General features: G+C 61.2%; 19 protein-coding genes. 3 read left to right on the forward strand and 16 right to left on the reverse strand.

The annotated features are described in order from the left end of the window. The first annotated feature begins 81 nt into the window (after positions 1 to 81). Positions 82 to 1,470: an adenylosuccinate lyase gene (gene purB / locus IAG25_RS17850; RefSeq protein WP_187606026.1), complete on the forward strand. Its 1,389-nt coding sequence runs from the start codon at positions 82 to 84 to the stop codon at positions 1,468 to 1,470. Positions 1,471 to 1,546: 76 nt separating this feature from the next. Here purB and IAG25_RS17855 read toward each other — a convergent pair whose 3' ends face one another. The 10 genes from IAG25_RS17855 to edd all read right to left on the reverse strand — a co-directional run bounded on the left by IAG25_RS17855 (position 1,547) and on the right by edd (position 11,648). After that, positions 1,547 to 2,041 carry a gluconokinase gene (locus tag IAG25_RS17855; protein ID WP_187606027.1) on the reverse strand — a complete coding sequence of 165 codons (495 nt, stop codon included), beginning with the start codon at positions 2,039 to 2,041 and terminating at the stop codon, positions 1,547 to 1,549. A gap of 10 nt (positions 2,042 to 2,051) precedes the next feature. Further along, positions 2,052 to 3,416 carry a GntP family permease gene (locus IAG25_RS17860; protein WP_187606028.1) on the reverse strand — a complete coding sequence of 455 codons (1,365 nt, stop codon included), beginning with the start codon at positions 3,414 to 3,416 and terminating at the stop codon, positions 2,052 to 2,054. A 287-nt stretch (positions 3,417 to 3,703) separates the two neighbouring features. After that, positions 3,704 to 4,012, reverse strand: coding sequence for a hypothetical protein (locus IAG25_RS17865; RefSeq protein WP_187606029.1), 309 nt, complete (start codon positions 4,010 to 4,012; stop codon positions 3,704 to 3,706). A 103-nt stretch (positions 4,013 to 4,115) separates the two neighbouring features. After that, the gene (locus IAG25_RS17870; protein ID WP_187606030.1) at positions 4,116 to 4,382 is read right to left on the reverse strand and encodes a YadA C-terminal domain-containing protein; all 267 of its coding nucleotides are present in this window, start codon (positions 4,380 to 4,382) and stop codon (positions 4,116 to 4,118) included. Positions 4,383 to 4,420: 38 nt separating this feature from the next. Then, positions 4,421 to 4,636 (reverse strand): ESPR domain-containing protein, encoded by a 216-nt coding sequence (locus IAG25_RS42255; RefSeq protein ID WP_187606031.1) that lies wholly within the window; start codon positions 4,634 to 4,636, stop codon positions 4,421 to 4,423. Positions 4,637 to 5,024: 388 nt separating this feature from the next. Continuing rightward, positions 5,025 to 6,152: a DUF2827 domain-containing protein gene (locus tag IAG25_RS17880; RefSeq protein WP_187606032.1), complete on the reverse strand. Its 1,128-nt coding sequence runs from the start codon at positions 6,150 to 6,152 to the stop codon at positions 5,025 to 5,027. A gap of 46 nt (positions 6,153 to 6,198) precedes the next feature. After that, positions 6,199 to 7,350: a DUF2827 domain-containing protein gene (locus IAG25_RS17885; RefSeq protein WP_187606033.1), complete on the reverse strand. Its 1,152-nt coding sequence runs from the start codon at positions 7,348 to 7,350 to the stop codon at positions 6,199 to 6,201. Then, complete coding sequence (locus IAG25_RS17890; protein ID WP_222946539.1) at positions 7,347 to 8,507, reverse strand: DUF2827 domain-containing protein; 1,161 nt, start codon at positions 8,505 to 8,507, stop codon at positions 7,347 to 7,349. The genes IAG25_RS17885 and IAG25_RS17890 overlap by 4 nt, the downstream gene beginning before the upstream one ends. A gap of 491 nt (positions 8,508 to 8,998) precedes the next feature. Then, positions 8,999 to 9,631 (reverse strand): bifunctional 4-hydroxy-2-oxoglutarate aldolase/2-dehydro-3-deoxy-phosphogluconate aldolase, encoded by a 633-nt coding sequence (gene eda, locus IAG25_RS17895; protein ID WP_187606034.1) that lies wholly within the window; start codon positions 9,629 to 9,631, stop codon positions 8,999 to 9,001. Positions 9,632 to 9,698: 67 nt separating this feature from the next. Continuing rightward, on the reverse strand, positions 9,699 to 11,648 hold the full coding sequence (gene edd / locus IAG25_RS17900; RefSeq protein WP_187606035.1) for a phosphogluconate dehydratase: 1,950 nt from the start codon (positions 11,646 to 11,648) through the stop codon (positions 9,699 to 9,701). Between the two features lie 299 nt (positions 11,649 to 11,947). Here edd and IAG25_RS17905 point away from each other — a divergent pair, with 299 nt between their 5' ends. Then, positions 11,948 to 12,787, forward strand: coding sequence for a MurR/RpiR family transcriptional regulator (locus IAG25_RS17905; RefSeq protein WP_187606036.1), 840 nt, complete (start codon positions 11,948 to 11,950; stop codon positions 12,785 to 12,787). Between the two features lie 83 nt (positions 12,788 to 12,870). Continuing rightward, a complete protein-coding gene (locus IAG25_RS17910; RefSeq protein ID WP_187606037.1) occupies positions 12,871 to 14,736 on the forward strand; it encodes a glycosyl transferase family 1 in 1,866 nt (621 codons plus the stop codon). On the opposite strand, the gene IAG25_RS17915 is transcribed toward IAG25_RS17910, so the two are convergent. The 6 genes from IAG25_RS17915 to IAG25_RS17940 all read right to left on the reverse strand — a co-directional run bounded on the left by IAG25_RS17915 (position 14,723) and on the right by IAG25_RS17940 (position 21,483). Beyond that, a complete protein-coding gene (locus IAG25_RS17915) occupies positions 14,723 to 15,139 on the reverse strand; it encodes a CopD family protein (protein ID WP_187606038.1) in 417 nt (138 codons plus the stop codon). The two genes, IAG25_RS17910 and IAG25_RS17915, sit on opposite strands and share 14 nt — an antisense overlap. Positions 15,140 to 15,161: 22 nt before the next feature. Next, the gene (locus IAG25_RS17920; RefSeq protein WP_187606039.1) at positions 15,162 to 16,433 is read right to left on the reverse strand and encodes a glutamate-5-semialdehyde dehydrogenase; all 1,272 of its coding nucleotides are present in this window, start codon (positions 16,431 to 16,433) and stop codon (positions 15,162 to 15,164) included. Positions 16,434 to 16,542: 109 nt separating this feature from the next. Then, positions 16,543 to 17,634 carry a DNA polymerase III subunit delta gene (holA, locus tag IAG25_RS17925; RefSeq protein WP_187606040.1) on the reverse strand — a complete coding sequence of 364 codons (1,092 nt, stop codon included), beginning with the start codon at positions 17,632 to 17,634 and terminating at the stop codon, positions 16,543 to 16,545. 19 nt (positions 17,635 to 17,653) lie between these two features. After that, positions 17,654 to 18,256: an LPS-assembly lipoprotein LptE gene (locus tag IAG25_RS17930; protein WP_051627115.1), complete on the reverse strand. Its 603-nt coding sequence runs from the start codon at positions 18,254 to 18,256 to the stop codon at positions 17,654 to 17,656. Then, positions 18,256 to 20,850, reverse strand: a complete 2,595-nt coding sequence (gene leuS, locus IAG25_RS17935; RefSeq protein ID WP_187606041.1) for a leucine--tRNA ligase — start codon at positions 20,848 to 20,850, stop codon at positions 18,256 to 18,258. Before leuS ends, IAG25_RS17930 begins: the two co-directional genes overlap by 1 nt. A gap of 192 nt (positions 20,851 to 21,042) precedes the next feature. Further along, a complete protein-coding gene (locus IAG25_RS17940; protein ID WP_035507629.1) occupies positions 21,043 to 21,483 on the reverse strand; it encodes an ExbD/TolR family protein in 441 nt (146 codons plus the stop codon). Positions 21,484 to 21,492: the final 9 nt, after the last annotated feature.

The raw sequence follows: 21,492 nt of genomic DNA on the forward strand, positions 1-21,492 counted from the left end.
GGCGCGCGTCGGGGATTGGGACGCATCCGATGGTAAAATGCGCGGTTCTCCCGTCTTTTCCTTCCGGCCGCGCCCGCAATCATGTCCGATACCCGTCCCGATACCCTCTTCGCGCTCACCGCGCTCTCGCCGCTCGACGGCCGCTATGCCGCCAAGACAGAAGCCCTGCGCGAATGGCTCTCCGAAGCCGCGTTCATGCGGCATCGCGTGACGGTCGAGATTCACTGGCTGATCGCGCTGTCGCGTGCCGGTTTCGCCGAAGTGCCGCGCTTTTCCGAAGCGTCCGAGCAATTCCTGCTGAGCCTCGCCGAGCGCTTCACCGCGCACGACGCCGCGCGCATCAAGGACATCGAGCGCGTCACGAATCATGATGTGAAGGCGGTCGAATACTGGCTCAAGGAGTCGGTGAAGGGCCAGCCGGAACTGGAACGCGCGAGCGAGTTCATCCACTTCGCGTGCACGTCTGAAGATATCAACAACACGTCTCACGGCCTGATGCTTGCCGGCGCGCGCGAACACGTGATCCTGCCGGCGCTGCGCTCGGTGTACGAGCGCCTCGTGAAGCTCGCGCACGCGCAAGCCGAACAGCCGATGCTCTCCCGCACGCACGGCCAGCCCGCGAGCCCGACGACGCTCGGCAAGGAAATCGCCAATGTTGCGGCGCGTCTTGCGCGCGCGATCCAGCGCATCGAGAAGGTCGAACTGCTCGGCAAGATGAACGGCGCGGTCGGCAACTTCAACGCGCATTTGTCGGCGTATCCGGAATTCGACTGGGAAGCGTTCTCGAAGGATGTCGTCGAGAATCGGCTGAAGCTCACGTTCAATCCGTACACGATCCAGATCGAGCCGCACGACTACATGGCCGAACTGTTCGACGCGGTGGCACGCGCGAATACGATCCTGCTCGACCTCGATCGCGACGTGTGGGGCTATATTTCGCTCGGCTATTTCAAACAGAAGCTAAAGGCCGGCGAAATCGGCTCGTCGACGATGCCGCACAAGGTCAACCCGATCGACTTCGAGAATTCGGAGGGCAATCTCGGCCTCGCAAACGCGACGCTGCGCCATCTCTCCGAGAAGCTGCCGGTCTCGCGCTGGCAGCGCGATCTGACGGATTCGACCGTGCTGCGCAATATCGGCGTCGCGTTTGGCTATTCGCTGCTTGCATACGACGCGCTGATCCGTGGCCTCGACAAGCTCGAAGTGAACGCCGCGCGCCTGAACGAGGACCTCGACAACACGTGGGAAGTACTTGCCGAGCCGGTGCAGACGGTGATGCGCCGTTTCGGCATCGAGAATCCGTACGAGCAACTCAAGGAGCTGACGCGCGGCAAGGGCATCACGCGCGAGGCGCTGCAGACGTTCATCGCGGGTCTCGCGATTCCCGCCGACGCGAAGAAGCTGCTGCTGGAGATGACGCCGGGTTCGTACATCGGCAAGGCGGTCGAGTTGGCGAAGCGGATCGCCTGACGTCCGCCACGTCCCGGCAATGAGAAAGGCCCCACGTTTTGCGACGTGGGGCCTTTTCTCTTGCTGAATCGCGCGTTCAGCGCGTCTTCAGTTCTTCAATCACGATATCGACGATTTCCTCGGGCGTGTGCTCGATGCTCACGATGATCGCCTCGTCCTCGCCCGGCGGTTCGAGCGTTTCGAGCTGGCTCTTGAGCAGCGACGGATCGAAGAAGTGGCCCGTGCGCGACCCGAGCCGATCATGCAGGACCTCGAACGAGCCTTCCAGATAGACGAAGCACACATCCTTGTCGTTCTCACGCAGGACGTCGCGATACGAGCGTTTCAACGACGAGCACGTAAACACCGCCGTTTCGCCCGCGCCCTGCTTCTCCTCGATCGCGGCGCGAATCGTCTTCAGCCACGGCCAGCGGTCTTCGTCGGTCAAGGGTATGCCCTTGTGCATCTTCTCCTTGTTGGCGGCGCTGTGAAACGCGTCTCCGTCGGTGAACGAGCAGTGCAAGCGCTCCGCCAGCAATTCGCCGATGAGAGACTTGCCGGCCCCCGACACGCCCATTGCGATCAGAATCATCGAACTCTCCTTACACGAACGCCGCAAGCACGAAGGTCAAACCGAGTCCCATCAATGAAATGATGGTTTCGAGCAGCGACCAGGTCTTGAACGTCTGTCCGACCGTCATCCCGAAATACTCTTTGATCAGCCAGAAGCCACCATCGTTCACATGCGAGAAGATCAGCGAGCCGGAGCCGGTGGCGAGCACCAGCAGTTCCGGGCTCGTATGGCCGCCCGCCGCGGCGGCGATCGGCGCGACGATGCCGCATGCGGTCGTCATCGCGACCGTCGCCGAACCCGTCGCGAGACGGATCAGCGCGGCGACGAACCAGCCGAGCAAGAGCGGCGAGAGGCTTGCCGACGACGCCGTCGCGACGATCTGCTGCGAGATGCCGCTATCGCGCAGAACCTGGCCGAAACCGCCACCCGCACCGACGATCAGCGTGATGCCCGCGATCGGCGCAAGACACTCGCCGCAGAACTTCTGAATCTGCTCGCGGTTGAAGCCCTGCCTCGCGCCGAAGGTCCAGAAGCTGACCAGCACGGCGATCAGAAGCGCCATATCCGACTGGCCGATGAAGCGCAGCAAATCGTTCGGCAATGTTTTCGGCGTGAAGACCAGATCCGCCCAGCTTCCGATCAGCATCAGAATCACCGGCAGCAGAATCGTGAACAGCGTGATGCCGAAGCTCGGCAGATCGTGCTTTTTCTCAGTGTCACCGTGTTTTTGGGTGAACTGGTCAGCGAGCGCGTTGGCATCCGGCAGTTTGATGTACTTGTGGATCATCAGCGCGAACAGCGGGCCCGCGACGATTGCCGTCGGCACACCGACGATCAGACCGTAAGCGATCGTCTTGCCGATATCCGCGTGATACGCCTGCACCGCGAGCAATGCGGCCGGGTGCGGCGGAATCAGACCGTGCACGACCGAAAGGCCCGCGACCATCGGCAAGCCGATCAGCAGCAGCGACTTGCCGGTGCGTCGCGCGACGTTGAACGCGATCGGAATCAGCAGCACGAAGCCCACTTCGAAGAACACGGGCAAGCCGACGATGATCGCGACGACCATCATCGCCCAGTGGATGTTCTTTTCGCCGAACAGATTGATCAGCGTATTGGCGATGCGCTCGGCGCCGCCCGATTCGGCCATCATCTTGCCGAGCATCGTGCCGAGACCCACGACGACGGCAATATGGCCGAGCGTGTTGCCGTTGCCGGTTTCGAACGACTTGACGATTTTGTCCATCGGCATGCCGACCGCCAGGGCCAGCAACACGGACACGATCATGAGAACGAGGAACGGGTAAACCTTATAGCGTGCGATCATCAGGATCAGAACCGCGATCGCGATCACCGCGTAGAGCAGCAGCATGCTCCCGTGGACGGCTGGCATAACGCCTCCTTGATTTTGTTGAGGTTTTCTGCGCTATGTATGCGTTTGCCGTCGCTGCACTGCACATACGAGCAATGTCCGGCAAGCGCGAACACGGCGCTGGGCAACGGAATTCTACTTGTAAGCGAGGCGATTGGCCGGGGAAATGGCCTTCGCGAAATTATGCGCGACTCGCACGGCTATTCGCTCGAAGTACGGGACACGCGAAGAAAAAAAACCGACGTTCAACGAACGTCGGTTTTCAGAAGGACGATGCGAGCCGCAGCGGCTCGATCATTCGATACGCATCAAGCCGCCGGCTTCGATGGCGATCCGCCCGCGCATGTGAAGTTAAGCTCGCGCGCGCTGCTGCCACCCGGTCTGAGTTTCGGATTGTTGAGCGCCTCAACGACCATGACCTGTTGATTCTTGCAGATGCGTGAAGCCTCTGACATGCACGATTTTTGCGACTCGAATATGCCCGAGCAAGTGACGCGATATGCCTGCGGCTGCTGGGCGACATTCAGCTTGCGCGCCGTGTAAGTGATACCCGTATCCGTCGTGCAAGCGGACAGCACGCCGATGGCGGTAAAAACGGAGAGAAGAAGTTTGGACATCTTGATTAGCTACCTAAATCGGTTCAAAGAGCTCGGCTTCCGGGCGACCGCATGACTTCGCGGTCGCCCGGGCAGTCCCGAGCGTGAGCCCGGGACGTTCGCCTTACCACCGATACGACGCGTTGGCACCGTAGACCGTGCCGCTGCGGCTCGAACCCGCGCCAGCCTTCAGCACCAGGTTCTGGGTGACGCGCAGATTCAGTGCGACGGCTGCAGCCGCATAGCCCTGGTACGTTGCACCGCCCACACCGACCGACATCAACTTGTCCTGATCGATGTTCGGGATCATCGCGAGGGCGGTGGCCGCCGCGATACCCGAGTAGGCGCTACGGCCCACTTCGGCGACCGCACCTTGCATGCCGCTCACCATGCTGTCCGTGTAGCTGTTGGACTGCGCGACCGCATCGTTCAGTTGGTTGACGTTGACCAGACCGCCGCAAGCAAGGCAAGCTTCGGGCCAGTGTCTCTGCCCTTACGGACGAACGCGTCAAGGGCTTCTTGACCGCCTTCCGGGTCGCATACCGCGCCGCCAGAACTCTTTTTGCCACGCGCCATCGAGGTCTCCGCGACCGCGACAAACGTCCCTACCTTCTCATTCCAGATACTGCGGTATGACTTATTCATAAACCGAATTGACCCACAAAAAAACGATCGTCTTTTACAAAACAAAAAAGGAAGCACCTTTGACCACGGCACAGAATATTCGGGAGCACAACGTCAATGAAGCGGACATGTCCTAAATTCAATAGACCGCAGCATCTGTGCAGCAAAACTGCGACACATTTTTTAGGATAAAACTTATTTACGGCAGTTAATTTGCATAACTTACTATTCGACTAACAAATCTCTGCTCTCGGTTCGCCAGATTCACAATTTCCCAATGAATCCGGCAAAAGAGGTGAATCGCTTTATTACGAAGCGGGTCCGCGAAGAACAAAATGCGCCATGTCTGATCGTCCGATCAGACATGGCGCATAGACAACTTTGAACGGTTGCTTAGAAAAACGTCGGTCTAGCGCATCGGCTTTTTGATGAGTGCGTCGAGCAATCCGGTGTAGCCACCGACCAGGGCAGCATTATCCGGCAGATAACGCGCGATCAGCGAACGCTGCTTATCCCGATATTGTGCGAGCTGCGAATCGTGTTGGTCGATGGCCTCGACGACCCGTCGCGCGCCGTCGCTCACGTCGTTGTCCTTATAGTAGTAACCGAGATCCGGGCACAACGTGGCGTTGTGAACCAGCGGATACCCCTGCCAGCACACTTCCAGATAAAAATAGTTCAGCGGATTTTCCCACTGATGCGACACGATGATGTCCGTGTTCTCGGCCAGAAACGTCGGCGTGTCGAAGCGGCCGAGAAACACCGCCTTGTGATTGCGCACGATGTCCAGTTGGTTCATCAGCGCGATGAACTCACGACACTCTGTGGCGAGGTGTTGCGCGTTCGTCACCTGAAGCAACTGAATGTCGTTCGGCCGCTCTCGATACGCCATTTCCGCGATCATCGTCGGATAAAGACAGAATTTCACAACATTGATGTTCGGCTCCATCACGCTCAGGCGACGCGGTCCCGCTTTCGGCTGATACTCGCCCGAATGCGGTAAGGAAGCGGCGCGAGCGTTGAGGAACATCGGGCTCCAGATAAACGGCACGACCTGCGCCGTCTGACGACGCATCACCTCGAAATACGGCGCGCTGATGTTCGCTACCTGCGGAATCATCCAGATGTCGTCGTAGCGCTGGTTCACGAACAGGTTGTCGCCGAAGCTCGGCTTGTTGAACAGAATCGACTCCATCGCATGGACGTATTCGAAACCGCAGCAATACGAAACGAGGCGCGCGCCGCGCTGCTTCAGGTATTCCGTAGCGTTCGAATCGATCTGACCGCCGAGCTCGACCAGCACGTCGATATTGTCTTTCGCGCCATCGAAAGTGACTGTGGGCCAGCGCTCCAGGTCCCACGGCAGTTGCTTCGTGATTGCCAAATGTGTCGTATTGACGAGCACGACGCTCTCGACGTTCGGACAGTTCTTAAGTGCTTCAGCGAGAAAGACCGCGTTCTGCTTGATACCGTTGTTCCAGAGCGTCTCGGCCTCGTGAAACAGACCGATGGTGATGCCAATTCGCAGCTTTTTCATTCCAAGTAACTCCATTGCCTTGCAGCAAAATGCCTGAATCTCGAACTCACGCTCTCGCGTAGACCGCTTCGATCGCCTCAGTATAGGTCCGCACGTTCTGTTCGTTTTCCGGATCGAGCGTGTGAAGGAACTTCTTCGCCGTCGCGCGGTAACTGTCGAGATTGGCGTCATGCTCGGCAAAGGCGCGAAGCAACGCGCGACCGCCCTCTTCGCAATCGAAATCGTGATAGCGGTATCCGCAGTCACCGATCAGATGCGAGTTGTGGATCAGCGGATAGCCGCCGTAGAGCGCCTCGTAATACACATAGTTCTGCGGGTTTTCCCACTGATGACTGACCACCGCGTCGACGGCACTCGGCACGATCTGCGCAAACGGAAAACGCCCTTCAAAGTTGCCGAGGCCGTGCTTCACGTAATCGAGGCTCTGCGCGAAGCCTGCGAACGCCGCGTGATCCTTCAGCTTGAACGTGTTGTACGCCCACACACGTTCGAGCATGTCCGGATTCTCACGATGCGCCACATCGCAAGACAGCATCGGAATGTAGCTCGTTTTCACCATGCAGACGTTGGGCTCGAAAATGCCCACTCGCCAGCGGCGGCGACCGGGCTGATAACCGAACTTCAGCCCGTTCGGCAGCTTCGCGGCTTCGCGATCGAGGACGACTGGGCTCCACAGGTGTGGCATGAGCTTGACCGGGGCTCGGAACAGCGTTTCGAAATACGGCTTGCAACTGACTTCGTATTCCGGCAGCGTCCAGACTTCATCGTAAGGCGCGCCTGAAACGAGCAACGCGTGCTGAAGGTTGAACACCATGCGTTCGATGTCGATGACGTAGTCGTTGCCCACGCGCATCGTGATGATCTTGCCGCCGCGCTCGCGGAACTTGACCGACCATTCCTTGTTGAGCTGCGCGCTCATTTCGATCATCACGTCGAGCTTCGACTGCGCCGTTTCCATGTCGATGAGCGGCACCGGCGAATCTGAAAGGAAGCGCTTCGCGTCTTCAGGACCACCGTCGCCGCCGCCCGTCACCAGATAGGTCGACTTCACGCGCGGCGAGCGCATCAACAACATCACGAGATAAAGACAATTCTGAAAAATGCCGTTTTCCCAAAGCGATTGCTCGCCCTTGCGGATGTAAATGGAAACGCCGACATTGATCCGCTCCGGCATGCGAGACTTGCTTTGCTTATTCATACGCCTACCTCGAGCTTGCTTCCCTGGCAAAGATTGATCAACCGGTCTGCGAACGCATCCAGGTTTGCTTGATTGAACGGATTCACCGTATCGATGACGCGCTGCGCGTTCGCGCGATATGCATCCAGATTGCTGTCGTGCTCGTGGAAGGCGCGCAGCAATTGACGACCACCCTCTTGCGCGTCGAATCCTGGGAAGTAGTAGCCCGCGTCCTTGAGCCACGGCGAGTTATGGATCAGCGGATAACCGCCGTAGAGCACATCGAGATACAGATAGTTCTGATCGTTGCCCCATTGATGCGACACGACTGCATCGGCGTATTGCGCCATGAAGCCCGCGATGTCGTTGCGGCCGTGGAACGTCGCCTTGGAATCCTTTACGAGATCCAGCGAGTTGGCCATGTACATGAGCGTCGGGTGATCCTTCATGTGCATCGAATTGAGCACATGCATGGCTGATACGCTCGAACGATCCGCACGATAGGCTTCCTCGCAGGCGAGCATCGGAATGCTCGACGTTTTCACCACCGAAATATTCGGCTCGAACATTGCAACCCGAAACCCTTGCGGCTGGATGGCCGGCTGCGCCGACGCGTCCGAGCGGCGCTCATAGCCGTAGCGCAGACCATGCTCTTCGACCTCCGCGATACGCTTTTCGATGAACTGCGGATGCCAGATGAACGGAATGAGATGCACAGGGCAGCGATGCAGCGTACGCATCATCGGGACGGACAGACGGTCTTTCGACATCAGCCAGATCTGGTCGTAACGGTCGGGACGCATGACATGGACGGGCTTGTCGAACACCGGCGCCTCCACGAGTCCGACGTACGGCTGACCGCAGCAGTAGTACGCGACTTTCTTGCCTCGGGCCCGCATCAGATCGAGCCATTGCGTGTCGAGCGCGCCGCCCATTTCGAAGATGACGTCGACGGCATCGGTCGCATCCGGAGTGCGCATGATGCGCAGCCCTTTCGACGCGGCGTCGACTTGCGGCGGCAATGCATTCTGGTCGCCCACGTCGATCAGTGAAACACTCTCGACGAAAGGAAGCTTCTGAAGTGCTTCCGACAAAAAAATCACGTTCTGGCCCAGGCCGTTCTGCCAGATGTTTTGGCCTTGATGCGTGACGACTGAAATTCCGACTCGAATGGTCATCGGATTGGCATCCTGAAAGAAGACGAAACTACGCTTTTGGAAAAAGAGGTTCCGCGGTAACTTGATCGCGGCGACCCGCAAGGACTGAGGCAGCGGGCGGCGTGGCGTTGCTGGACATATGCAGCAGCGGCGGAAGTAAGGAGTTTCGCGCAAAGCGCGCTGAAATTTCCTAATTGAAACGCTTCCGCGTCTTGATATATCGGGGAACTTCCGAAACCTAAATATATAGAAGAAGCGTTGAAATTCCCAGCACATCCAAGACAATTGAGAACCTTCTTATCTCAGTCTTAAAGAAATTCAAACCGTCTTAATCGCCGTGATTTTTGCAATTCGAATTAATCCGATTCGCAAAACAAAAAAATGGTGAGCGAACTCCGAGGCTTCATGCAGAGTGAGTGAGGGACTGGAGTCGAACAGGAAATCAGGCCGAAAAAAGCGCGCCGGACCGCTCACACGGTCACGACGCGCCTTCTGATGCCAAGACGGAAAGCTTACTGGTGCGGCGCCAACTCGCTGGCTGCGCGTGCAAGACGCGTGACTTCCTCCCAGTTCTGCGCGGCGAGTGCGGCCTTCGGCGTCAGCCAGGAACCGCCGACACACACCACATTCGGCTGCGCGAGAAAGTTGGATGCGGTTTCAGCCGTGATGCCGCCTGTCGGACAGAATTTCAGATTCGGGAACGGTCCGTAAAACGCCTGTAACATCGGAATGCCGCCCGCCTGTTGTGCCGGGAAGAACTTGACGATCTCGTAGCCCAGCTCCATCGCGGCGATGATATCGCTCGGCGTCATCACGCCCGGCAGCAGCGGCAACCCTGCGTCCTGCGCCGCCTTGTGCATGTCCTTCGTGAGACCGGGCGACACCCCGAACTGCGCGCCCGCCTTCTTCGCCTGCGCGCAATGCTCGGGCTTCGTGATGGTGCCGACGCCGACGACGATATCGTCCGCCAACTGGCTCGCGCGCTCGATCGCGCCGATGCCCGCTGGCGTGCGCAGCGTGATTTCCAGCACTTTCACACCGCCCGCATGCAGCGCGCGCGACACCTGTTCACCTTGCTCGACCGTTTCGAACGCCAGCACCGGAATCACCGGGCCCAGACGCACGATTTCGCTTACCGATTTCATTTGATGCGACTCCTGTTTTTGGTGCGGCGCCTTGTGGTCTATCCGCGGGTTCTCGACGTTGCGATGTTCAATGATGCGTGGCGTGCGCCTTGTTCAGCGCCGATGCCGCGGCGCGCGCGTTATCGCGAAGCGGATTCCTCTCCTGCGGGGCCGCCGCGCCGTTCGCCCCTTCGTGCGCAGACGTTGCGCCGATCAGCGCGCCGAACACCGATGCGCCCTCTTCCGCCGGCAGCGCCGCGCTACGGAACACGCCGAACAGCTCGCGTCCGAATCCTGCTTCGTTGTCCGCCTGATGCAGCGGCGCCTGCACTTCGCGCGATGCCCACTCGTTCGCATCGATCTCGATGTCGAGCACGCCGGCGGGCGCGTCGATCACGAGCATGTCGCCGGTGCGGACCTTCCCGAGCGGGCCGTGCAGAAGCGCCTCGGGCGACACGTGAATGACGGCCGGCACCTTGCCCGACGCGCCCGACATGCGCCCGTCCGTGACCAGCGCGACATGGAAGCCCTGATCCTGCAGCACGCCGAGCAGCGGCGTCAAACGATGCAGCTCGGGCATGCCGTTCGCCCGCGCGCCCTGGAAGCGCACCACGGCGACGAAATCGCGCTTCAGCTCGCCCTTGTCGAACGCTTCCTGCACTTCCTCTTGCGAATTGAACACGATGGCCGGCGCCTTCACCACGCGATGCTCCGGCGCGACCGCCGAAATCTTGATGACGCCGCGCCCGAGCTTGCCCTGCATCAGACGCAGCCCGCCGTCCGGCTGGAACGGCTCGCCGATGCCGCGCAGCACCTTGGTGTCGTGGCTTTCGGGTGCGCCGTCGACCCATTGCAGTTTGCCGTCGATGAGCTTCGGCTCCTTCGTATAGTGCGAAAGCCCCTTGCCCGCGACCGTCTGCACGTCTTCGTGCAGCAAGCCACCCTCGAGCAGATTGCGCACGAGGAACGCGACGCCGCCCGCCGCGTGGAAATGATTCACGTCGGCCTTGCCGTTCGGGTAGATCTTCGCGAGCAGCGGCACTACTTGCGAAAGCTCGTCGAAATCGTTCCAGTCGATCATGATGCCCGCCGCCCGCGCGATCGCCACGAGATGCAGCGTGTGGTTGGTCGAGCCGCCTGTCGCCAGCAGCGCGACGATGCCGTTCACGATCGCCTTTTCATCGACGACATGGCCGATAGGTGTGTAGTTGCCGCGTTCCAGCGTGATATCGAGCACGCGACGCGCGGCCTCGGCCGTGAGTGCGTCGCGCAGAGGCGTGTGCGGGTGCACGAACGCCGCGCTCGGCAGATGCAGGCCCATCACTTCCATGAGCATCTGATTGCTGTTGGCCGTGCCGTAAAACGTGCAGGTACCGTGGCCGTGATACGCCGCCGATTCCGCTTCGAGCAGCGCGGCGCGATCGCATTTTCCGGTCGCGAATTCCTGACGCACCTTGGCCTTGTCGTCATTGGTGAGGCCGCTCGTCATCGGGCCGGCGGGCACGAAAATGGTCGGCAGATGACCGAACTGCAGCGCGCCGATGGCAAGGCCCGGCACGATCTTGTCGCAGATGCCGAGGCACAGCGCCGCGTCGAACATGTTGTGCGTGAGCGCCACGGCGGTGCTCATCGCGATGACTTCACGCGAAAAGAGCGACAGTTCCATACCGGCGTTGCCTTGCGTGATGCCGTCGCACATGGCGGGCACGCCGCCCGCGAATTGGGCGACACCGCCGTGCTCGCGCGCCGCCTGCTTGATGATGTCGGGGAAGCTCTTGTACGGCGCATGCGCGGACAGCATTTCGTTATAGGACGACACGATGCCGATGTTCGGCTCGCGAATCGTCTTGATCGCTATCTTTTCCTCGCCTTCGAGCCCGGCGAAACCATGCGCCAGATTCGCGCACGAAAGCGCGCCGCGCGCCGGAAACTTGCCGTGCGCGGCATCGATGCGCGCCAGATATGCGGAACGCGTCGGCTTGCTGCGCTCGATGATGCGGTCGGTGACTTTTTTGAGTTGCGAATGCGGGGAAACCATCGAAGCTCCTTCGTCTAACGCCCGGCGCGCCTGCCGTCGAGGTTGGGTGGAATGTTGCGGGGAACGGCGTTCGAATCGTCGTCGTGCGATATTGCCGTGTTTCGCGATATTAGTAGAAAAACTACACGCTGACAATGAGGATTCGTGCTTCCTTATTAAGTGATCGCATGGATCGAATCACTTATTCAGAAACGATCTACGGGAATTCCCTTAGTTTTCGGCGACACGTTCTGTAGTATTTGTACATGATCGATCTTCGGATATAGTCCAAGCAATTTTCAGCATAGGCGAGATTTCCGATGTTGCTGTCTCAAGTCGAAGCGAAGCGCGAGCAAATGCGGCCGTCGGAGCGCAAGCTGGCCGAGTACGTGCTCGAAGCACCGCGCGAGGTACTCGACCTGTCGATGACCGATTTCGCCGCGCGTGCCGGCGTCAGTCAGCCGACCATCGCGCGGTTCTGCCAGGCGCTCGGCTTTTCGGGCTTCCGGGAATTCAAGATTCGCCTCGCTCAAAACATAGCAGCGGACGTTCCCACCGTTTATCGCGATGTGCGCACGGACGAGCCGCCCGCGGGCGTCGCCGCGAAAGTGCTCGACCGGACCATCGGCGCGCTGATTGCCGTGCGCAATTCACTGTCGTCGGACAGCGTCGCGGCGGCCATTGCGATCCTCGCCGAAGCGCGCCGCATCGAGTTCTACGGCGCGGGCGGATCGGGCATCGCCGCGCTCGATATGCAGCACAAATTTTTTCGGTTGGGCGTACCGTCTGTCGCATACTCCGATCCGCATACGTACACCACTTCCGCCGCGCTGCTCGGCGCGGGCGATGTCGTCGTCGCGATTTCCAATACCGGGCGCACGAGAGACATTCTCGACGCGTGCAAATCTGCGTTGAACGGCGGCGCAAGGGTCATCGCGATCACGCACGGCCACTCGCCGCTCGCGCGCATGGCCACGGTCGGATTGTTCGCAAATGTCGATGAAGACACCGACATTTTTTCGCCGATGACATCGCGCGTATCGCATCTCGCGATCGGCGACATTCTGGCGGTCGGTCTGGCGCTGGCCCGCGGCCCCGCGCTGGCGGACAAGCTTGCCGAAGCGAAGGACGTGCTCGAAGGACGGCGGGTGGGAGCGTAGGCAGCGAAGGCTGCGTCCCCTTCAAATGAGGGGCGAATGATGGCCTATGCTGTCCATAATCTCGATCGTTTATCTGGATCCCCATGAACAGTTCGTTCTCCGTCGAGCGTTTCGAATCTTGCGTCCACGGCGGTAAGCCGGATGAAGCCATCGCGCAGCTTTCCGAGCTCAATGCATTGCTTCATAAAACACCGTCCGTTGATTTGCTGACTTTGACAGCGCCTTCCAAGGCATGGCCACGTCCGAGTAGAGAGTCGTTGCTTGAACGGTTCGCCTCTCGCATGGCGGCGGCCATCACCACCTTTCTCGCGAATACCGAATTTTCGCTAACGGAAGCGCAACTCGCGCGTCTGTCAGGTTCTCGATCACTCATCCAGCACTTGCTCGGCGCCGCTCCCCTCAAGAATGCGGATCATGTCGCGCGCCGATTCCTTCCGGCCATTGAAGAAGACGGAACCATTCGGCTCCCGTTTCCCGACGCGGTGAAGAGGCTCGGTCTTCTGTGCAATTCCGAATCCCTCCTGCCAATCGACTATTCCGCATGCATGCAGGTGGATCCGGTCGCCACGCTCAACCTGGCTATCGCGACGGCCGGTGAGATTCTTCCCGGCAGTGCCCACGCGCACCGCAAGCGCGAAGCACTTCTTGACTGGCTCGTCGGAGTTCTCGACGAACTGAACGATCTCCGGTGCATCGAGTTGGGTGCATTGATCAACCTCTACATGTATTGCACCTATGCCGAGATCGAACACCGGCACGCGATCAAACGAAGCATCAATAAGCTCATGCGCAGGACGCTCGCGAGCACAGGACTGGCTGATCTGGACACGGAACTCAGCGGCTCTCGACGCGCCGCCCGAGCGCGGCCGCTCATGCTCGTCGTGCTGGAATACTTTTCGGACGGCCATTCGATCATGCGCACTCATTCCCGCACGTTGTCGGCCGCACGCACCCATTTCGACGTGGTGGCGATGTGCGAAGCGGACGCTATCGGTAGTCTCGGACGCGAGGCTTTCACGCGCGTGATCGACTTGCCTAAGGACCAGGGCTTCGTGCCCAAGCTCGCCGCCGTTCGCAAATTCGCGGAGGCGGAATGCCCCGACGTTCTCTACATGCCCAGCGTGGGCATGTCATTATTGTCGGACTGTGTGTCCAACATGCGCCTCGCGCCGTTGCAGATCGCAGGATTGGGCCATCCCGCCACCACGCACTCGGAATGCATCGATTATGTGAGCGTCGAGGACGACTACGTCGGCGACCCAGCGTGTTTCAGCGAAGCCCTTCTTAGGCTTCCGAAAGATGGCCAACCCTACCGGCCTTCGCCGTTGATGGAAGCTGTCGCGCCCCGGAAGAAGAAGGCGGAAGGACGCGTCGATATCGGCATCGCCGCGAGCCTGATGAAACTCTCACCGAGCTTTATGGAGGCGTGCCGGCAGATTGCCGCACGCAGCAGCGTGCCGCTTCACTTCCATTTTCTGACGAGCGGCGGCGACGCCGTCACGATGCTGCATCTGGCGAAGGTGGCCAGGCAGGCGATCCTCACGAACAATGGAACTGTCGTGCCACATCAGGACTACATGGGTTACGTGAACTATCTCAACGACATGGACATGTTCCTGAGCCCGTTCCCTTTCGGCAATACGAACGGCATCGTGGACGCGTTCTCAGTGGGACTGCCGGGCATCTGCAAGACGGGCCGTGAAGTGTTCGAGCGGATCGACGGCGCGATGTTCATGCGCGCCTATATGCCCGGCTGGATGGTCGCGGAAACCGTCGAGGAATACGTCGAAGCCGCTGTGCGACTCGCGAACAATCACGAAGAGCGCGAATCGCTGCGCCGCTACATGCTCGAAAAGAACGTGGTGCAGCGATTCTTCGAAGGGCGTCCCGAAGTCTTCGGTGAAATGGTGCTTGATCTGGTCAACGAACAACGCCTCAAAACGGCTTGATCACCACGAGCAAGGTCGCGCCCAGCAGTCCAAGCACCGGCAGTTCATTGAACATTCGATACCACTTGTCCGAGCGCTTGTTTTCGCCACGCTGAAACGTGTGCAGCAAGCGCCCGCAATACGCGTGATAGGCGATCAGCAACACGACGATCGTCAGCTTCGCGTGCAACCAGCCCTGCCCCGCGCCGATTCCGACGACGAGCCACAGCCACAGCCCGCACGCGAGCGCGGGCACCGCGATGAACGTCATGAACCGAAACAGCTTGCGCGCCATCAGTAACAGACGCGCGGTGGCGGCGGAATCGGTTTCCATCGCGAGGTTCACGAAAATACGCGGCAGATAAAAAAGCCCCGCGAACCACGAAGCGACCAGCACGATATGCAGCGATTTGATCCAGAGCATCGTTCTTCTTGTCGACTCGCGCTTATTGACGGACTTCGCCGCGCCCCAGTACCACGTACTTGAGCGATGTCAGCCCTTCGAGACCGACCGGGCCGCGCGCGTGCAGCTTGTCGTTCGAAATGCCGATTTCCGCACCGAGGCCGAATTCGAAGCCATCGGCGAAGCGCGTCGATGCGTTCACCATCACGCTCGCCGAATCCACTTCGCGGAGGAAGCGCATGGCGCGGTCGTGATCTTCGGTGACGATCGCGTCGGTGTGATGCGAGCCGTAGGCGTTGATATGGTCGATCGCTTCATCGAGGCCGCCGACGATCTTGATCGACAGCACCGGCGCGAGATATTCCGTGCTCCAGTCGTCTTCGGTCGCATCGACGAGCCCGCCGATTTTCGCCGCTTCGAGCACGGCGCGCGCTTGCCCGTCCACGCGCAGTTCGACTTCCTTCGCCTGATAAGCGCGGGCGAGTTGCGGCAACGACTGTTGCGCGATGCCGCGCGCGACGAGCAGCGTTTCCATCGTGTTGCAGGTGCCGTAGCGATGCGTCTTCGCGTTGTCGCAAATGACCGCAGCCTTCGCAAGATCCGCGCGATCGTCCACGTACACGTGACAGATGCCGTCGAGGTGCTTGATCATCGGCACGCGCGATTCTTCCATCAGTCGCGCGATCAGGCTCTTGCCGCCGCGCGGCACGATCACATCGACGAATTCGGTCATCGTGATGAGCTTGCCGACCGCCGCGCGATCCGCTGTCCCGACGACCTGCACCGCGTCCTGCGGCAAGCCCGCCGCTTCCAGCCCGACGCCGATCAGCTTCGCAAGCGCCGTGTTGCATTCGAGCGCCTCGGAGCCGCCGCGCAGAATGGTCGCGTTGCCCGATTTGAGGCACAGCGCGGCCGCGTCGATGGTCACGTTCGGCCGCGATTCATAGATGATGCCGATCACGCCGAGCGGCACGCGCATCTGACCGACCTGAATGCCGCTCGGACGGAATTTGAGCCCGCTGATTTCGCCGATCGGATCAGCCAGTGCAGCCACTTGCCGCAAGCCTTCGACCATCGTATCGAGCGCTTTATCCGAGAGCGTCAGACGGTCGATGAACGCCGCATCGTGGCCCTTCTCTCTCGCGCGCGCGAGGTCGCGGCCGTTCGCTTCCTTGAGCGCTTCACGCTCGCGTTCGATGGCGTCCGCCACCGCGTTGAGGGCCGCATTTTTCGCCGCCGTCGACGCCCGCGCCATCGCGCGCGACGCCGTGCGCGCGCGTCGGCCGAGGTCGGTCATGTATTGATCGATGTTCATCGTGAGTCTCTTCCGTGATCCGCTTTCTTGCGCCGCTTTCAGGGCCGAAGCGTGAGTGCATTCATTCTAAGCTGTTGCGCGGATTGCAACAGCGTGTGACAGAAGCGTTCTAGCGACGCGGTCGTGGCGCTGGCGCGGCCTGCCCCGGCTTGCCGCCGTGGGCGACCGCCATCGCGAGTTCGAACATGCCGGCCCACGGGTCCGGCGGTGGCTCGCTGCCGCGCTTTCCGGTGCTTCCGGAAAGCCCTTTCACCTGACGGTCCAGCCGCGCCGCGAGCGAAAGCGCCTTTTCCAGCGCTTCGTCCGTCACGCGCGAAAGCGCCGGGCCGATCAGCCGTTCGCGCGGCCCCCACACGCGGTTCTCGCGCATGAGCGTGGCAAGCGGCTTGCCCGCCGCGACGCCGCGCTTGATGCGCAACAGCGTGCGCACTTCCTCGACGAGCGCCCACAGCACGAGCACGGCGGCTTCGCCTTCGCCCTTCAGTCCGTCGAGCATGCGCGCGAGGCGGCCGATATCGCCCGTCAGCATCGCTTCGTTGAGCTTGAACACGTCGTAGCGCGCGACGTTCAGCACGGCGTCGTGGATCTGCTCGAACGTGAGCACGCCTTCGGGATACAGCAGACCGAGCTTCTGAATTTCCTGATGCGCGGCGAGCAGATTGCCTTCCACCCGTTCCGCGATGAACGACAGCGCGCGCCGCCCTTCCTCGCCGGGCGCGACGCGCTGCCCTTGCTGCGCGAGCCGCTGGCCGACCCACATCGGCAATTGCGCGCGTTCGACCGGATCGATCTTCAGCGCGACGCCCGCGCCGAGCAGCGCGGTGAACCACGCTGACTTCTGCGTCGCGCCGTCGAGACGCGGTAGTGTGACGAGCGTCACGGCGTCCGGATTATCGGCGCCGGCGAGCGTCTTCAGCGCTTCCGCGCCTTCCTTGCCGGGCTTGCCGGTCGGAATACGCAGTTCGATCAGCTGACGGTCGCCGAAGAGCGACATCGACTGCGTTGCGCCGATGAGCGCGCTCCAGTCGAAACCGCGCTCGACAGTGAACACTGTGCGATCCGTGAAGCCGCCCGCGCGCGCGGTGGCCCGGATGCGATCGCACGCTTCCTGCGCGAGCAGATGCTCGTCGCCGTAGACGACGTACAGCCCCTTCAGGCCTTTCGCTAGGTGCGCTTCGAGCGCGTCGAGCTTCAGTTGCATGATGCTGACGAGCGCGCGATCAGAGTGGCGGCACCGGCAGCGGCGCGCGCGGCGCGACGCCCGGCGTCTGCTCGCCCGGCGCCGGATGCAGCGAGCGCACCGTCGCGAGACGGCGGGTCAACTGGTCGACGGCGTCGTTGCGCATGTCGTTGTACAGCAGCACGGATTCCTGGCCCTTTGCAAGCGTGTATTGGTCGCTGTAGGTCATCGAACGATTCAATACGATGGCGCTCGGCGGAATCAGCAGCGTGCCGTCCGCGCCCATCAGCGAGTAATTCACGCTGTACACGAGCTCATATTCCTGCACGACGCCCTGCGCGTTCAGGCTCAGCGTACGCAGGCCCGTCCCTTCGGACAAATTGAGCGTCGCGTCCGGCTTCTCGAAAGGCTTGACGATCACCGTGTCGCTGCCGCCCTGAACCATGCGTTCGAGGCGCGCGACCATCTGCGGCGCGCCGCCCGTGATCGCGAGCCGCTTGAACGCATAGTCCTGCTGCCCACGCAGTTGGAAGCCGCATGCCGACAGCGCGGCCGCGCCGCCCACGAGCGCAAGGAACGAGCGCCTGCTTACGCCTTTCTCGACGGCTTTCCCGGTCACATCGACTCCCCTGGTTTTGCGCATCAGACGACCACGTTGACGAGACGCCCCGGCACCACGATCACCTTCTTCGGCGCGCGGCCCTCCGAGAACTTCGCAAACATTTCGTGCGCGATCGCGGCCTTCTCGATGGTTTCCCGCGATGCATCCTTCGCGACCGTCAGCGCGCCGCGCACCTTGCCGTTGACCTGCAGCACGAGCTCGATCTCCGATTGCTCGAGCGCGGCCTCGTCGACCTTCGGCCAGGGCGCGTCGAGCAGCGGGCCGAATTCCTTCTCGTAGCCGAGTTCCGACCACAACTGGAACGTCACGTGCGGCACGACCGGATACAGCACGCGCAGGAGCACGCCGAAGGTTTCATTCAGCACGCCGACGCCCGCGTTCTTCGCGCCATCGACCGCGTTGAGCATCTTCATCGCCGCGGACACCACCGTGTTGTACTGAAGGCGGCCGTAGTCGAAATCGGCCTGCTTGAGCACGGTGTAGATTTCGCGGCGCAGCGTTTTGTCCGCATCATTGAGCGCCGATGCATCGAGCTTCGCGTGCTGGCGCAGCGCATCGGCGTTGTCGTGCGCGAAATGCCACACGCGGCGCAGGAAGCGGCTCGCGCCTTCCACGCCCGCGCCCGACCATTCGAGCGACTGCTCCGGCGGCGCTGCGAACATCACGAACAGGCGCGCGGTATCCGCGCCGTACTGATCGATCAGCGTTTGCGGATCGACGCCGTTGTTCTTGGACTTCGACATCTTCTCAACGCCGCCGAGCACGACCGGCTGACCGTCGGCGTTGAGCGTCGCGCCGGTCGGACGGCCCTTGTCATCGTGCGCGACGGTGACTTCGAGCGGGTTGTACCAGGTCTTCTTGCCGGCCGCGTCTTCGCGATAGAACGTTTCGTTCAGCACCATGCCCTGCGTGAGCAGATTCTTCGCGGGCTCGCCGAACTTGATGAGGCCCATGTCGCGCATGACCTTCGTCCAGAAACGCGAATACAACAGGTGAAGAATCGCGTGCTCGATGCCGCCGATGTACTGATCCATCGGCATCCAGTAATCGGTGCGCTCGTCCACCATCGTCTGCGCGTCCGGCGCGCTGTAGCGCGAGAAGTACCAGGACGAATCGACGAAGGTGTCCATCGTGTCGGTTTCGCGCTTCGCCGCCGCGCCGCATTTCGGGCACGCGCAGTTCAGGAACGCTTCGGACTTCGCGAGCGGATTGCCCGAGCCGTCCGGCACGAGGTCTTCCGGCAGCACGACGGGCAGATCCTTTTCTGGCACCGGCACATCGCCGCAGCTCGGGCAGTGGATGATCGGAATCGGCGTGCCCCAGTAACGCTGGCGCGAGATGCCCCAGTCGCGCAGGCGCCAGGTGATCTGCTTGTCGCCGAAGTCCTTCGCCTTGAGATCGGCGGCGATCGCGTCGATCGCTTCCTCGGTGGTCATGCCGTCGTACTTGCCGCTGTTGATGAGACGGCCCGCGGTCTTGTCGCCGTACCACTCTTCCCAGGCATCGGTCGAATAGGTCTTGCCTTCGATGTCGATCACCTGATTGATGGCCAGGCTGTACTTCTTCGCGAAGGCGAAATCGCGCTCGTCGTGCGACGGCACGCCCATCACCGCGCCTTCGCCGTAGGACATCAGCACGTAATTGCCGATCCACACTTCGACCTGCGCGCCCGTCAACGGATGCGTGACGAAAAAGCCGGTGGGCACGCCCTTCTTTTCCATCGTGGCGACATCGGCTTCCGCCACGCCGCCGCGCTTGCATTCGTCGATGAATGCCTGCAACTCCGCGTTGTCGCGCGCGAGGCGCGTGGCGAGCGGATGTTCCGCCGCGACTGCCGCAAACGTGACGCCCATGATGGTGTCGGCGCGCGTGGTGAAGACGCGCAGCAGTTTCGCTTCGCCGTCGATTTCATACGGAAAGCCGAAGTTCACGCCGAAGCTCTTGCCGATCCAGTTCTGCTGCATGATCTTGACGCGCTCCGGCCAGCCGAGGCCTTCGAGATCGTCGAGCAACTGGTCCGCGTAATCGGTGATGCGCAGGTAGTACATCGGGATTTCGCGCTTTTCGACGAGCGCGCCCGAGCGCCAGCCGCGCCCGTCGATGACCTGCTCGTTCGCGAGCACGGTCTGATCGACCGGATCCCAGTTCACCGTGCCGGTCTTCTTGTACGCGATGCCCTTTTCAAGCATCTTCAGGAACAGCCACTGGTTCCACTTGTAGTAGTCGGGCGAGCACGTGGCGACTTCGCGCGACCAGTCGATGGCGAGGCCCATCGACTGCATCTGCTTCTTCATGTACGCGATGTTCTCGTACGTCCACTTCGCCGGCGGCACGTTGTTCGCCATCGCCGCGTTCTCGGCGGGCATGCCGAACGCGTCCCAGCCCATCGGCATCAGCGTGTTGTGACCGTTCATGCGCAGGTAACGGTACATCACGTCGTTGATGGTGTAGTTGCGCACGTGACCCATGTGCAGCTTGCCCGACGGATACGGCAGCATCGAGACGCAATAGAACTTGGGCTTGGCCGACGTCTCGGTCGTCCGGTAGACGTCGTTCGCGCGCCAGTTGCTCTGCGCGGCGGATTCGACGTCGGCGGGTACGTATTTATCGTGCATGGTGTGGTTTGGCTTTCGGCAAATGCTGGGAACGGACATTGGAATCAGCCGCATCGATATGAGCGGCGAGTCCAGGCGCTGCGGCATTGCTGACACGGCGCGGCGTCGGAATTCGGGTCTGCCGGCTTCTGCAAGGCCCGCCGAACGGGGAAAAACGCGATTATACCGTTCGATGCGCGGCAACTCGCGCGCTTATCGCGCGGGCGCCTGTGCCTGCGACCGCGCGGGCTGCGTGACGAAGCCGATGCGTTCCAGCCCCGCCTGCTGCGCCGCGCCCATCACCTGCGCGATGATTTCGTAGCGCGTCGCGCTCGACGCTCGCAAATGCAACTCGGGCTTTTGCGCCGTCTTGCCCGCATCGGCGAAACGCGCGCGCATCTGATCGAAGCTGACGGGCGTGTCGTTCCAGAAGAGCTTGCCGGCGTCGTCGATGGAAAGCGTGATGGTTTGCGGCGTCTCGCGCGCGGGCTGCGACGCGACTTTCGGCAGATCCAGCCGGATCGCGTGCGTGAAAAGCGGCGCCGTGATGATGAAGATGACGAGCAGTACAAGCATGACGTCGATGAGCGGCGTCATGTTGATGTCGGCCATCGGCTGGCCGTTGGATTTCTTGTCGAGTCCGCCGAAGGCCATCGCCGCGCG

The sequence above is a fragment of the Caballeronia sp. EK genome (assembly GCF_014384845.1).
GTDB classification, from domain to species: domain Bacteria; phylum Pseudomonadota; class Gammaproteobacteria; order Burkholderiales; family Burkholderiaceae; genus Caballeronia; species Caballeronia jiangsuensis.

Excerpts from the sequence above, each read along its gene's own strand:
- edd (WP_187606035.1), bottom strand. The coding sequence starts at position 11,648 with ATGGTTTCCCCGCATTCGCAACTCAAAAAAGTCACCGACCGCATCATC.
- IAG25_RS17885 (WP_187606033.1), bottom strand. The coding sequence starts at position 7,350 with ATGAATAAGCAAAGCAAGTCTCGCATGCCGGAGCGGATCAATGTCGGC.
- IAG25_RS17860 (WP_187606028.1), bottom strand. The coding sequence starts at position 3,416 with ATGCCAGCCGTCCACGGGAGCATGCTGCTGCTCTACGCGGTGATCGCG.
- IAG25_RS17930 (WP_051627115.1), bottom strand. The coding sequence starts at position 18,256 with ATGCGCAAAACCAGGGGAGTCGATGTGACCGGGAAAGCCGTCGAGAAA.
- IAG25_RS17920 (WP_187606039.1), bottom strand. The coding sequence starts at position 16,433 with ATGAACATCGATCAATACATGACCGACCTCGGCCGACGCGCGCGCACG.
- IAG25_RS17880 (WP_187606032.1), bottom strand. The coding sequence starts at position 6,152 with ATGAAAAAGCTGCGAATTGGCATCACCATCGGTCTGTTTCACGAGGCC.
- leuS (WP_187606041.1), bottom strand. The coding sequence starts at position 20,850 with ATGCACGATAAATACGTACCCGCCGACGTCGAATCCGCCGCGCAGAGC.
- IAG25_RS17855 (WP_187606027.1), bottom strand. The coding sequence starts at position 2,041 with ATGATTCTGATCGCAATGGGCGTGTCGGGGGCCGGCAAGTCTCTCATC.
- purB (WP_187606026.1), top strand. The coding sequence starts at position 82 with ATGTCCGATACCCGTCCCGATACCCTCTTCGCGCTCACCGCGCTCTCG.
- IAG25_RS17940 (WP_035507629.1), bottom strand. The coding sequence starts at position 21,483 with ATGGCCTTCGGCGGACTCGACAAGAAATCCAACGGCCAGCCGATGGCC.
- IAG25_RS17915 (WP_187606038.1), bottom strand. The coding sequence starts at position 15,139 with ATGCTCTGGATCAAATCGCTGCATATCGTGCTGGTCGCTTCGTGGTTC.
- eda (WP_187606034.1), bottom strand. The coding sequence starts at position 9,631 with ATGAAATCGGTAAGCGAAATCGTGCGTCTGGGCCCGGTGATTCCGGTG.
- IAG25_RS17865 (WP_187606029.1), bottom strand. The coding sequence starts at position 4,012 with ATGTCCAAACTTCTTCTCTCCGTTTTTACCGCCATCGGCGTGCTGTCC.
- IAG25_RS17905 (WP_187606036.1), top strand. The coding sequence starts at position 11,948 with ATGTTGCTGTCTCAAGTCGAAGCGAAGCGCGAGCAAATGCGGCCGTCG.
- IAG25_RS17910 (WP_187606037.1), top strand. The coding sequence starts at position 12,871 with ATGAACAGTTCGTTCTCCGTCGAGCGTTTCGAATCTTGCGTCCACGGC.
- IAG25_RS17890 (WP_222946539.1), bottom strand. The coding sequence starts at position 8,507 with ATGACCATTCGAGTCGGAATTTCAGTCGTCACGCATCAAGGCCAAAAC.
- IAG25_RS42255 (WP_187606031.1), bottom strand. The coding sequence starts at position 4,636 with ATGAATAAGTCATACCGCAGTATCTGGAATGAGAAGGTAGGGACGTTT.
- holA (WP_187606040.1), bottom strand. The coding sequence starts at position 17,634 with ATGCAACTGAAGCTCGACGCGCTCGAAGCGCACCTAGCGAAAGGCCTG.
- IAG25_RS17870 (WP_187606030.1), bottom strand. The coding sequence starts at position 4,382 with ATGGTGAGCGGCATGCAAGGTGCGGTCGCCGAAGTGGGCCGTAGCGCC.